At 71.4% G+C, this 13,523-nt stretch carries 7 protein-coding genes; 6 read left to right on the forward strand and 1 reads right to left on the reverse strand.

Annotated features, from left to right (window positions below; genetic code table 11):
* Positions 1 to 164: 164 nt before the first annotated feature.
* Together E0L36_RS17755 and E0L36_RS17760 are read left to right on the forward strand one after the other, a co-directional pair.
* Complete coding sequence (locus tag E0L36_RS17755; RefSeq protein ID WP_258016321.1) at positions 165 to 1,508, forward strand: hypothetical protein; 1,344 nt, start codon at positions 165 to 167, stop codon at positions 1,506 to 1,508.
* 557 nt (positions 1,509 to 2,065) lie between these two features.
* Entirely contained in the window at positions 2,066 to 2,245 is a 180-nt protein-coding gene (locus E0L36_RS17760; RefSeq protein WP_180930129.1) for a hypothetical protein, read from the forward strand.
* Between the two features lie 229 nt (positions 2,246 to 2,474).
* Here the strand turns inward: E0L36_RS17760 and E0L36_RS17765 are convergent, their stop codons facing one another.
* A complete protein-coding gene (locus E0L36_RS17765) occupies positions 2,475 to 4,820 on the reverse strand; it encodes a tetratricopeptide repeat protein (RefSeq protein WP_180930130.1) in 2,346 nt (781 codons plus the stop codon).
* A gap of 289 nt (positions 4,821 to 5,109) precedes the next feature.
* On the opposite strand from E0L36_RS17765, the gene E0L36_RS17770 reads away from it, so the two are divergent.
* From E0L36_RS17770 to E0L36_RS17785, 4 genes are all read left to right on the forward strand, one after another.
* Complete coding sequence (locus E0L36_RS17770) at positions 5,110 to 8,172, forward strand: tetratricopeptide repeat protein (RefSeq protein WP_180930131.1); 3,063 nt, start codon at positions 5,110 to 5,112, stop codon at positions 8,170 to 8,172.
* 723 nt (positions 8,173 to 8,895) lie between these two features.
* Complete coding sequence (locus E0L36_RS17775) at positions 8,896 to 9,297, forward strand: molybdopterin-binding protein (RefSeq protein ID WP_180930132.1); 402 nt, start codon at positions 8,896 to 8,898, stop codon at positions 9,295 to 9,297.
* 221 nt (positions 9,298 to 9,518) lie between these two features.
* Positions 9,519 to 10,337: a molybdate ABC transporter substrate-binding protein gene (gene modA / locus E0L36_RS17780; RefSeq protein ID WP_180930133.1), complete on the forward strand. Its 819-nt coding sequence runs from the start codon at positions 9,519 to 9,521 to the stop codon at positions 10,335 to 10,337.
* 518 nt (positions 10,338 to 10,855) lie between these two features.
* A complete protein-coding gene (locus E0L36_RS17785) occupies positions 10,856 to 13,021 on the forward strand; it encodes an ABC transporter permease (RefSeq protein ID WP_180930134.1) in 2,166 nt (721 codons plus the stop codon).
* Positions 13,022 to 13,523: the final 502 nt, after the last annotated feature.

Here is a 13,523-nt window from a genome sequence, read left to right on the forward strand (position 1 = left end):
TGCGGTGTGGCCTCCCTCAACCCAACGCCGCCACGGGTCACAGCACATCGCGCTCGCGCTGTCCAGGGGAGCAAGGAATCCGCAAGGTCGCGACAAGGAGTCCGTCCGGAAGGCGGCGTAACCCTGTCGTCGAAGGACGTTTCTCGACCACAGGGGGATTGACCATGACAGACCCGCGGTACGCGGACGCGGTGGCGGAACCGGCCGTCATACGGGGCGGCCAGTGGCTCACCGTGCGTGACTGCAAGCGTGTGCTCGTCGTCGCGCACACCATGACCTACGCTCAGCGGCTCCGTGACGCGTTCGAGCTGCTGGCCCGTGATCTCCGAATCCAGGTGACCTTCACCGTCGCCCCACACCCGTTCGGCGGCGGGGTGCACCGCTACCTGCGGCACCTGGGAATCTCGGTCGTCCCGTGGCAGCAGGTGGTGCACAAGCCGTTCGACCTGGCCCTGGCCGCCGGTTCCCGGGGGATAGAGCAGATCGACGCACCGGTGATCCGCCTGCCCCACGGCGCGGGCCACATCAAGCCGCTACGGCAGGACGACATCACGCCCACTGCCAGCACGCGGCCCGCTGGCATGCTCAGCCGCACCCAGCTGACGCACGACGGCAAGGTCACTCCGGCGGCCATCGGGCTCTCCCACCGACGGGACCTGGACGAACTCGCGCGTTCCTGCCCGGAGGCGCTACCGGTGGCGACGGTACTCGGCGATCCCGCGCACGACCGCCTGACGGCCGGTCTGCCGCGGCGGGCGGAGTTCCGGCGCGCGCTCGGCCTCCGTCCCGGCGAGCGGCTGCTGGTGGTCAGCTCCACCTGGGGTCCCACGTCCACGTTCGGCCGCCTCGACGCGCTGCTGCCACAGCTACTGGACCATCTCACGGCCCCGTACCGGGTACTGGTGCTCACGCATCCCAACATCTGGGCCGGTCATGGCGGTTGGCAGGTGAACGCTTGGCTGCGGGACTGCGCGCAGCGGGGCGTGAGCGTGCTGCCACCGACATCCGACTGGGAGGCGCCCCTGATCGGTGCCGACGTGCTTCTGGGCGACCACGGATCGCTGACCGCGTACGGCACTCTCACCGACGTCCCCGTCCTCCTCACGCACAGTCCGCGACGGGCCATGACGCCGTCGTCACCCGCGGCGGCGCTCGCCCGGACCGCTCCGGTGCTGTCGCCCGGGCGCCCTCTCATGGAGCAACTGAAGTACGCGGCGAGGGAGTTCCGGTCCGGACAGTACGCGGAGGTCGCCGAGTCGCTGACTTCCGAACCGGGGCGCTTTCACCGGCGTATGCGGGCACTGATGTACCGCATGCTGGACCTCGGTGAACCCGCTTTCCCCGCACAGCCACCCGATCTCCCGTTACCCCCGGCTCTGTTGGAGCCGCTTCCGCATCCGCACGGCCCTGCGAACAAGCGACCCGAGGACACAGCCCACGAGTTGGTGACTCGCCCGGGGGCGTCACCGTGCGACTCGGAGGAGTTCGACCAGAGCAGGTCGGCGTGACCGGCCCGGCGGACCGTACCCATCGGGTCGTGCCGATGCGGGTGGTGTGGGCCGCCCCGTCCGGGAGCCTGGTCTCCGCCCAACGTTCCCACAGCGAACCAGCGTTGGTGTCCACGTCAGCTTCGAACCCAGCGGGGCGGCCCCCGGGTGGCGCCCAGGGCCGTGCCCTCTTCCGAATCGGTCCCGATCCGGTCCGTCCGTGCGCCGGGCCCGGGAGCCATCCCGCGGGTCCGGCAACCGCCGGATCGCACGGCACCCTCGCGCCCGCCCCGACGGGGCTTGTCGTCCCGAGCGTTCGGCCCCTGACCGGTACCCGCCGTCCCCCGCGCGAGGCGGCCTCCCGGGCGGTCGAACGCGGAACGGACACGCATCTGCTGGTCCTTCTGGACGACCGGGCCGGGACGGAGCGCACGCCCTGGGACGAGTGCGCGGACGTTCTCGTGCACGGCACCGACGTAGCGGTAGGGACGGCGGAACGGACCGTCCACACACTCCTCGACCGTCGTCCGGGGGCTCTGGTCGCGGCCGTTCCGGAGACCGGGGGTGGGGCCGTCGGAGTGCGCGCCCAGCCCGTGTTGCGAGTCGAGCCGACGTCCGCGGTGGCCCGCTCCCACATGTGGACCGGACTGCTGGCGTCCTTCCTGCACGCGTGGACGGTCTCCGGGCGAGGGCCCGGGACACTGCGCGGCGCGGTGCTCCGCACCACAGCCGGGCGGATCGCCCTCCGCCTGCGGTGAACCATCCGGCGCGGCCCGCCCAGCACGGACGGGCCGCGCCGGAGCGTGACCGAGCAGAGGCGCTGGCGGAGCAGAGGCGCTGGCGGAGCCCACGCGGAACAACGAACGACGGCATACGAGGTACCACTCACCAACCAACCATCGTCTGATGTCGTCGAGTTGGCATTCCGTCCTCCGTGTATTCCACCCCGCCAGCCCGATCCGTCTCGCCCCGACCCGGCGGTTGGCGTCAGAGCGCCGCCAGCAGCTCCTCCAGCCGCGCGGCGTCCGTCGGGCTGAGCGGACGGTAGATATCGCGGGCCGTCCGGTAGCTGTCCCGGGCCACGGCGACGTCCCCGTGCTCCTGGGCGGCCTGTCCGTGCTTCTCCAGCGTGCGGGCCCGCCAGTGCGCCGAACCGGTGGCCCGGAACTCGTCAACCGCCTGCCGCAACAGCCGTTCACCACTCGGATAGTCGCCCGCCCCCGCCGTCGCCTCACCGAGAAAGGCCAGTGCCCGCGCCGCGTCGTAGGCGTCTCCAGCGGCGAGCAGCTCGTCCCGCGCCCGGGTGAGAAGGGGGACGGCGTGCGGGTGGCGACCGGCCGCGAGGGCCGTCTGTCCCAGGCAGACCCGGGAGAGCGCGGCGCCGCGGGAGTACCCGATCGACTCCCGTAGCGTCAGCGCCTCGACGAAATACCCCTCGGCATCCGTGAGTTCACCTGCGGCCAGGCACGCGTTCCCCAGACCGTTGAGGGCCTGCGCAACCTCGCGTGGCCCCTGGTGCGACCGCGCGTGCTCCAGCGCCTCCGCGTACCAGGTGGCGGCCTCACCGTGCCGCGCGGCGTTCCGCAGGCCCGCCCCACCCGAGGTCAGCATGCGCGACACAGCCTCACGGTCGGACAGTGCCCGGGCGGAGACGATGCCCAACTGGTGTGCCTTCACCCACCATTCGGTGGGTCGGAGCCGGAGGAACCACGGCCAGGACGCGTCCACCAACTGCCAGCAGGTAGCGTGCCATCCCGCCTCCGCGCACTGCCGCACCGCGCCCTCCAGTGCGCCGCCGTGGGTCTCCAGCCAGCGCAGGGCCATGGTCTCGTCGGAGAACCGAGGTGTCTCGGCGGGGGGTTCGACGTAGGTCCGGGCCAGGTTGCGATGGCTGGGCGTGAGCAACTCCTCGGCCGCGGTGGCCGTCGCCAGACACCAGTCGACGTATCGGCGCAGCGTCCGACCGCGCTGCTCCGCCGTGTCCGCGCTCTCGGCGCACTCGCGTGCGTGCGGCAGCACCAGATCGTGGAAGCGGTAGCGTTCCGGCGCTAATTCCTCCAGCAGGTTGTTGTCCAGCAACACCTCCAGGGATCGGTCCCGTTCAGCGGCCGACTGCCCGGTGACGGCCGCGGCCATGGCGGGATCGTAGGAGGGGGCGGGGAGAAGGCCGAGCGCCCGGTAGAGAACAGCCGCGTCCGGGGGCAGCAGCCGGTACGAGGCGTCCAGCGCCACCCGCACGGCGGCCTCACCGTCGGCTCGCAGGGCCTCCAGCGGACCTTGCGCCCCGGCGAGGGAGTCCGCGAGGGAGGAGAGCGTCTGCCCTGGCCGCACGGCGAGTTGGGACGCCGCCAGGCAGAGCGCCAGGGGCAGACGCGCGCAGAGCCGCGCCACTTCGCGCGCGGCGTCCGGCTCTCGCCGTACTCGGGGCGCCACGCCACTCCCTGCCAGCAGTTCCACGGACGCCTCGGTGGAAAGGGTGTCCAGCCGGTAGAGCGTCGCACCGTCCACCAGTAGACCCGTCAGGTGGTTTCGGCTGGTTACCACGGTCAGACTCCCGGCCCCGGACGGCAGCAGCGGACGTACCTGGCCCGCGGTGAGCGCGTCGTCGACCATGACTGCCAGTCGCCGGTTCGCGGTCAACGACCGCCACAGCGCGACGCGTTCGTACGTCTCGGTCGGTACTGACCGAACCCCGATCGAGCGGAGCAGATGCTCCAACACAGCGCCGGGTTCCTTCGGTCCGGCACTGTCGTAGCCGTTCAGCTCGGCGTAGAGCTGTCCGTCCGGGAACTCGTCCGCGCACCCCCGCAACCAGTGTGTGAGCAGTGCCGTCTTGCCCACCCCGGCCAGACCGCTGACCACCAGGAGCTGCACCCCCGAGTCCGGAACGGCCGAGCGGTACGCGTCCAGCTCCCGCAACTCCGCGTCCCGGCCCACGAAGTACGGGCGAGCAGCTGGGAGTTCACGGGGTACGCGGAACGGGGAGGACTCGGGTGGCGGCTGCGCGGACACCGACTGGTGGAAGTGCACGTCCCGAACCGCTCCGGCCTGTACGGTCGGCCCATACACCCGCGCCGAACCATCGATGGTGTTCCCCGTTGCCGACGGGCGTCCAGCCAACCAGGTGCGCAACTCGACCGACAGTGCCTGGTCCTCCCGCGCCAGTACAGCCAACCGCTCTGCGAACGCGGTGAGTTCGTTAAGCGGGTTCCCGGCCGACTCCACCGAATCCCGGAGCCGACGCAGTCCGGCGTCCCGTTCGAGCCACGGCGCCAACCGAAGTTCCAACTCCCGCCAGACATCATCATGTTCGGAAGCACGTGCGGAAACCATGGCCGCCAGGAGCATGGGGGCCGTGCTGTAATCCTCCATCGTTCCCCACCCGTCTGTCACCGGAGAGCCCGCCCAGCCCACCGGGGACCTCGCATGAGGACTCCCCCGGTGGCCCCACCACTCGTTGCCTACCCGGGGGAAACCTGGCTGCACCACACCTCCGGATCCGGGGCGGAATCCCGTCCCCCACCCGGCCCGACGCCGTATAGCCGAGCATGTGCACTTGTGCGATGCTCAGTTGGTTCGTCTCGCTCATCCACGGACATGCCGGACCGGCGGGAGGTCGCTGGTGGAGTTCCGCATCGTGCTGCTGGGCCAGGTGGAGTTACGGGCAGGGGCCACACGCGAGCAACTCGGTGCCCCGAAGGAGCGGATCGCCCTCGCCGCACTCGCCTGGGACGCGAACCGCAGTATCGGGGTCGACACCCTCGTCCATCGCGTCTGGGGTGAGTCACCGCCCGCCAAACCCCGGGACGCGCTGTACTCCCACATCTGCCGAATCCGCAAGAGGCTCCGGGAGTTCGTCGACCCCCGGGTGGCCGAGGTGGTCCGGCGCGGACACACCTACACCCTCACCGCGGATCCGGACGCCGTGGACCTGCGCCGCTACCTCACCCTGCTCCAGCAGGCCCAGACGCTCGCCGACGCCGACCTCGACAGCGCCTGTGCCGCCGTCGACACCCTCGACGAGGCCGCCCGGCTCTGGGGCGGCGAGCCACTCGCCGGACTCCCCGGCCCCTGGCCCCAGCACCTCCGTGAGACCGTGGCCGAACGGAACCTGGCCGCCTCCGTGCTACGCGCCGGCGTCGCCCTGCGGCGCGGGCGGTACACGGAAGCGGCAGCGGACCTCCAGCCCCTCGCGGAGGCACATCTCACCGCCGAGAAACTGGTCGAGCAACTGGCCCTCGCGCTCTACGGATCCGGGCGCACGGCCGAAGCCGCCCGGCTCCTGCAACGCGCACGCCACCGGCTGCTCAGGGAACTCGGCAGCGAACCAGGCCCGGAGCTTCGCAGGGTCCACGAGGGCATCCTCGCCCGCACCCCGATATCCCAGCTGCTCCCCGACAGCCTGCGAGAGAACTCCGGCGCCCCACCCCCCGACACTCTTCCCCGCGACGTCACCTGGGTGGGCCGCCGACCGGTCCTGGACCGCCTGCTCGACAGCCGATCGGCGTCCGGCGACGACACGCGCACCGGATCCATCGAGCTGCTGACCGGAATGCCGGGCACCGGAAAGACCACCCTCGCCGTCCACGTCGCCCACCGGCTCCACGAGCACTACCCGGACGGACGGCTCTTCCTCGACATGCGCGGCCACGCCGCCTTCCAGCCACCGCTGCCCCCCGAAGAGGCCCTGAGCACACTGCTCCGGCTCCTCGACAGCCGACTGACCGATCTGCCAACGGAGTTGGACGACCTCGTCGCACTCTGGCGGACCACCGCGCGCCACCGGCGCTTCGTCGCCGTCCTGGACGACGCGGCCAACGCCGAGCAGGTCAGACCGCTGCTCCCCGGCGCCTCCCCCGCCATGATCCTCGTCACCAGCCGCAAGACCTTCACCGATCTCCCCGGGGTGCGCCCCACCACCCTCGACCTTCCCTCCAAGGCCGAGGCGAGCGCGCTGTTCCAGCACTTCGTCGACGGGAACGCGGTGGCGGCGCCGGAGTCGTCCGAACTGGTGCGACTCGTCGGGCGTCTCCCCCTCGCCATACAGATAGCGGCAAGCCGACTCCTGGCCCGGCCCTCCTGGAGCACAGCAGACCTACTCGAACGTTTCAATGACGCAAATTCTCGACTCCCCGTACTCAAATCCGGAAACATAGACCTCCGGCACACCTTCTCGCTCTCCTATCGCACGCTCACCTCCACCCAAGCCCGCACCTTCCGTCGCATAGGACTCCATCTCACGCCCGAGTTCGGCCCGGAAGCCGCGGCCGCCCTCAGCGATCTTCCGCGCGATGCGACAGAACAGACGTTGGAAGAGCTGGTGACGTACAACCTCATACGGGAAACCGCACCCAATCGTTTCCGACTGCATGATTTAGTACGGGAGTTCACACTCGAACTGGTGAAAAAGGAACACGGCGCCGAAGAACGCACGGCTGCTCTCCAGCGCCTCCTACGGCACTACACGCACTCCGCCGACCACGCCGACCGACGGGCCTATCCGCACCGCACCCGCGGCCCCGTACCCGAGGACCTCCACTCCCCGACGACGGACGAACGCGCCGAACACGGCGACGCACAGCAGTGGTTCACGACCGAGGGCCCGAACCTCCTCGCCACGCTGGAGTACACCCACACCCACGGGTCAGCCCGCGACGCGGCCGTCCTCGCCCACGTACTGGCGGGCTTCCTCGACGGCGAGGGCCACCTCAGCACCGCGTTACCGCACCTCAGGCGTGCCGTCGACCACTGGAGCACCACCCGCGAACACGAGCCACACGCCCACTCACTGCTCGACCTCAGCTCCGTGTGCACCCAGGCGGGCCATTACGACGAGGCCATCGAAGCCGCCAACGCGGCGCTCGACATCGCCCTCCGCCTCCCCCACTCCGCCGCGCTCGCCGCCGAGGCCCGGCACCAGCTGTCGATAAGCCACTGGCACACCGCCCAGTACCACCCCGCCTACGCGCACCAGCAGCGCGTCCTGCAATACCGGCTCACCACCGACGACCGCAGGCAACAAGCCCGGAGCTACAACATGCTGGGCATGATCTGCCTTCATTTGGAGCGGCACAACGAATCCCTCCATTTTTTCTCCCTTGCTCTCGCAGGGTTCCGCGAAACAGGAGATACCTTCGGCGAGGCGATAGCACTTAACAATATGGCAGAAGCGAACATGAAATCCGGCGACCGAGAACAAGCAGAAAGGTTCTACAAACAGGCACTGCGAATCTCCGCCACGCTCGGACTCAAGAGTCGGCTTGCCATAATTCAAATCAACTACGCCAAAACCCTGCGCCTGAGTGGGAACCACGAAGCAGCACTCAAAATCTACGAAGAGGCTCTTCCCGTTCTGCGCAGCTCCGGAGATCTCCGGAGTGAGGCGATAGCACGGAACGGCATCGGCCAAGTACTGCACGCGCTGGACCGGAGCGAGGAAGCACTGGCCCACCACACAGCCGCGCTAGCCGCAGCGCGAAGAATCAGCGCGAACCCCGAGGAGATTCAAACCCTGCGCGACCTCGGCAGCGCCGAACTGAGCACGGGCAGACATGGACAAGCGCTGGTGCACCTGAGGACAAGCCTGGAGATGGCGCGACGCCTCGGTGAGACATCCGAAGTCACCCAGACCCTGGAAGTCCTCCGTGCGCTGGACCAGGCACGAGAACACAGACTCGCGTCCTGACCCACACCACCTCAAGCACCACCCGCTATCGTTCACGCCTTTGGCATATGCCTTGTCGCTCGCTGTGGGCACACACTTCTCGAAAATCGGAACCTTTGATTCCGAAGCTGGCGCCAGGGACATGGGTAAAACCGCTCCGGAGAACCAGGCGCCCGCCGCAGCATAAATCCGTCTCTCATGCACAAAGTTGCGATCCAGCGCGATATCTGCTGGAATCTCCGCCCGGCTGATCGAACCGGGGATCCATCAGAGCACCTCCAGGAGCACGTGTGCAAAACAACGTGAGTCGCCTTCGGGCGACCCAGCAAGTCGCAGCCATCGCACTCTCCGCCATCGCATTGATATGCATACCGTACGCGGGGTCAGCGATGCAGGACTTGACCAGCCATGAAGGCAAAAAGAGCGTAGTTAGCGCACCCCTGGAGACGAGAGCGATATCCATCGCCTCATAAGCGCATTTCACATGCTGGCCGGGCCGTCGCACCCAAGAGTGCGACGGCCCGGCCTTCTATGCCCCGTCATCTCTCACCCCTCACTCTTGGAGCCCCTCCGTAGCGGGTGGATCTCCACTCGGGCGACGTCCACACGTGACGACCCATTGCCACGGACGCGACCGGCAGCTTCCGACGACACGGGACGTGGGACCCCGACGGACTGCAGGTGCGGCCCCGAGACTCGGATCACCCTTGTATGTGCCAGGGGAATCGGCTTAGTGTGCCGCGTATGCAGTCCTACACGATCGGTCAGGCGGCACGGCTGCTCGGCGTCAGTCCGGACACCGCGCGGCGTTGGGCGGATGCCGGTCGGATGGCGACCCACCGGGACGAGGGTGGGCGCCGTCTGGTGGACGGGCGCGATCTCGCCGCCTTCTCCGTGGAGTTGGCGCAGTCGGGCGGGGAGGGGGGCGGGGCCGAGGAGTCGTACACCTCGGTCCGGAACGCCTTCCCCGGCATCGTCACCGCCGTCCGGCTGGGGGACGTGGCCGCGCAGGTGGAGATCCAGGCGGGCCCGCACCGACTGGTCTCGTTGCTGACCCGGGAGGCCGTGGAGGAGCTGGGCCTGGAGGTCGGGGTGGAGGCCACCGCGCGGGTGAAGGCCACCAACGTGCACGTCGACCGCGCCTGACCGGGCTCACGGACGGCGCCAGGGACGGCGCCACGGGGAGCCCGGCCCGCCGCTCACCAGCGGGACGCCGTCCAGCGGCCGGCGGGCTGCGGTCGGCGGGCTGCCGGTAGCAGGTGGCCGACAGCCGGATGCCGGGTGTCATGGAAGCGGGCCCCGTACCTCGGGGGGTCACGTAGGCCGCGCCCCGGTGTGGGTGCGCGCACGAACGCAAGGAGCTGTCCATGTCGCGTGGAGGACGTCGGGAGAGTCGGGTCCGTCGGGGCCGTCGGGAAGCTGCCGGGGTGACGGCGGGGCGCCGGGCCGTACTCGCCACCACCGCCTGCCTCCTGGTCCTGCCGCTCACCGCCTGCGGCGGCGGGGACGAGGGAGGGGGCCGTACCGAGGTGACGGTGCTGGCCGCCTCGTCCCTCACCGACGCGTTCACGCGCGCTGGCAAGGTCTACGAGCGGGAGCACCGTGACACGAAGGTGCGGTTCTCCTTCGCCGGGTCGCAGGAGCTAGCCGCCCAGGTGCGGCAGGGCGCGCCCGCCGACGCCCTTGTCACGGCCGACACCGCGACCATGGACGGGCTGCGCGAGGAGACCCGCGAGCCCGCCGTCATCGCCAGGAACCGGCTGGTCATCGCGGTGCGGCAGGGCAACCCCGAGCGGGTCGAGAAGCTGCGGGACCTGGGGAAGGGCTCGTTGAAGGTGGTACTCGCCGCCTCGGACGTCCCCGTAGGCCGGTACGCGAAGCAGGTGCTGGAGGAGCACGGGGTGCGGGTGCGCCCGGTGTCGCGGGAGGCGAACGTGCGGGCGGTGCTCAGCAAGGTCGAGTTGGGCGAGGCGGACGCCGGGATCGTCTACCGGACGGACGTGGCCGCCGCCTCGGACGCGGTGGACGCGGTGCGCGTTCCGGACGGTCGCGGCGTCGTCGCCACGTACCCGGCCGCGGTCCTCAGCTCCTCGGGCGAGGCGAAGGCGGCTGAGCGGTTCGTCAACTGGCTCGGCACCCCGAAGGCCCAGAAGGTCCTGCGGGACGCGGGCTTCCAGCGGCCGTAGCGGGCGACGGACGCGGCAGGGAGATGACGGGCATGGCGGGCGAGCACGACGGACGGACGGGCATGGCGTCGGCACGATCCTCGGTGGACGGAGCCGGAGGCGCGGAACCGGAACGGGACACGGCGATGACGCACGGAGACCACACGGAGCCCACGACCCGCACGGAGCCCACCGACCGCACGAAATCCACGGCCCGCACGGAGCCCACCAACCACACGAAACCCACCAACCGCACGGAGCCCACCGACCGTTCGGAGCCCACCGACCGTTCGGGGTGTACGCGGGCCGGGTTCGCGCGAGCGGGGCGTACGCGGGCGGCGTTCGGACGGGGGCGCTCAGGCCGCGCGCACCCAGCGGCGGGGCAGAAGACGACAGGACAGGCAGGGGAAGGACGAGCGGGGGAAGGGCGGAGGCGCACCGGGCGGAGGGAGGGCGGACCGAACGAAGCCGGGCGGAAGAAGGCCGGGCGGAAGGAGAGCGGGCGGAAGGAGAGCGGGCGGGCGCGAGCGCCCCTCGCCTTGACGCTGCCCGCGCTGCTCGCGGTGGCCTTCCTGCTGGTACCACTGGGCGGCATCCTGGTCCGTACACGGTGGAGTGAACTCGGCGCGCACCTCTCCGCTCCGGGCGTCACCGAGGCCCTGCGGCTCTCCCTGCTCGTCTCGGGCTGGGCGCTCGGGCTCTCGCTCCTCCTCGGGGTGCCCCTGGCCTGGGTGCTGGCCCGCGTCGACTTCCCCGGAAAGGCGCTGGTCCGGGCGCTGGTGCTGCTGCCCATGGTGCTGCCACCGACCGTCGGCGGGGTGGCCCTGCTGCTCGGGTTCGGCCGGCGCGGCCTCCTCGGCCCGTGGCTGGAGGAGACCTTCGGTCTGGTGCTGCCCTTCCACACCTCGGGGGCGGTGGTCGCCGCGACGTTCGTCGCCATGCCGTTCCTGGTCATCAGTCTGGAGGGGGCGCTGGCCGGGCTGCGCCCCGGCTACGAGGAGACGGCGGCCTCGCTGGGCGCCTCCCCCCTGCGGGTGTTCGCCACCGTCACCGTCCCGATGGTGGCTCCCGGACTCGCGGCCGGGGCGGCGCTCACCTGGGCGCGGGCGCTGGGTGAGTTCGGCGCGACGATCACCTTCGCCGGGAACCTTCCGGGGACGACGCAGACCCTGCCACTCCAGGTCTACCTGCTGCTCCAGGACTCCCCGGAGGCCGCGACCTCGCTCTCGTTGTTGCTGCTCGCGGTCGCGATGGCCGTCCTGGTCGCGCTGCGGGGACGGTGGACGGGCGGCGCACCACCGCGCGCGGGGCGCCGCCGCGCGCGCCGCCGCCACGACGTCCCCGACGAGCCCTCGGACACCTACCCGGACGAGCCGTCGGACGAGGGGCCGGGGGCGGGCGCCGGTCGCTCGCGCGGGCTCGACTCAGCGCACCGGGGACACGAGACGACCGAGGCGACCGGGGCAACCGGGGCGACCGGGGACACGCACACCGGCGGAGGTCGGGAGCCAGGGGAACGCCCCGTCGGACGGGCCGCCGTCGAGGCCACGGGTGGAGGAACGCTGACGGCCGAGCTGAGCGGCTTCGTCCGGCTGGCGCTGGGGGCCGAACCGGGCACCACCATCGCGGTGGTCGGCCCGAACGGCGCGGGCAAGACGACGCTGCTGCGCGCGCTGCTCGGGCTCACCCCGCGCGCGCGGGCGCGGCTGCTCCTCGGTGGGCGGGACGTCTCCCGCCTCCCCGTACACCGCCGCCGGGTCTCGTGGGTACCGCAGGACGGCGCGCTCTTCCCTCACCTCAGCGCGCGCGCCAACGTCGCCTACGGGCTGCGCGCGCACGGTGTCCGCCGGTCGTCCGCCCGGCGGACCGCGACGCACTGGCTGGACCAGCTCGGCGTCGGCCACCTCGCGCACCGCAGACCGGCGCAGCTCTCCGGCGGGCAGGCCCAACGGGTCGCGCTGGCCCGGGCGTTGGCCAGCGATCCGCGGCTGCTGCTGCTCGACGAACCGCTCGCGGCGCTCGACCAGACCACCCGTACCCGGGTCCGGCGCACCCTTCGACGGCACCTCGACGGGTTCACCGGCGTCTGCCTGCTCGTCACCCACGATCCGGTGGAGGCGGTCTCGCTGGCCGACCGGGTGCTGGTGCTGGAGGCGGGCGCGGCGGTGCAGTACGGCACGCCGTCGGAGGTCGTCCGGCGCCCCGGCTCCCGCTGGGTGGCGCGGATGCTGGGCAACAACGCCTGGCCCGGCACCGTCACCGCGCACGGCGGTCTCGCGCTGGACGAGGGCGGCGAACTCGCCACCGACGGTGTACCGGCCGACGCCGTCCTCCCGCACAGCCCGACACCACACAGCCCGACACCAACCCCGATCCGGGCACCGGCACCGGCACCGGTACCGGCACCCGACCCGGCCCCGGAGGGTGCGCTGCGGGTGGGCGGCCGGGCGCTGGCGGTCGTCGCGCCGGACGCGGTGTCGGTGTTCCGGCGGCGCCCGGACGGGAGTCCACGGAACGTCTGGCCTGGCACGGTACGCGAGATCACCGCGCTGGGCGGGCGGCTGCGCGTCGTGATCGTGCCGGAGAGCGGGCCGGAGCTGATCGCGGAGATCACGTCGACGGCGGCGGCCGAGCTGCGGCTGGCCGAGGGCACCCACGTCTGGGCGGTGCTGAAGGCCACGCAGGTCACGCTGATACCGACCTGAGCCGGTATCCCGCCACCGCCGCGCCCGGACCCGCGCCCCCGCGCGACAAGCCCACGCCGGGCCCACCCCATCCGCCCACCCACGCCCCGACCCGCCCCGCCCCGCGAACCCACCCCGAACCCTCCGGAACGAAACCCCGAGCCCCCGAACCCTTCGGCCTGGACCCCGCCGCCCCCCCGCCCCGGACCGTTCGGCCGGACCGCGGTTCCGAGCGACCGTTGCGGGCTGAAACGGCGCTGACCTGCCCGTACGTCCTGAAGCGCCGGGGATTCGGCGGGAGTGTCAGAGGGGGCGCCTATCCTTGGGCCGATCCGACCGCCGCCCGGCCCCCGCGTCCCGTGCGGCCCGCCCACCTACGGAACGACCGCGGGGCGCACGCCCGGCGGACGGTACCCGGGGCGGCGGCGCGCCGTCCCTGACCGGCAGCCGGACCGGGGGGGTCACCGCAGTGCACCGGCGTCGCGCGGAACCGACGTTCCGCCGGAACCGCCGCCGCGCGGGA

It is taken from the genome of Streptomyces sp. AJS327 (assembly GCF_013450295.1).
GTDB lineage: Bacteria > Actinomycetota > Actinomycetes > Streptomycetales > Streptomycetaceae > Streptomyces.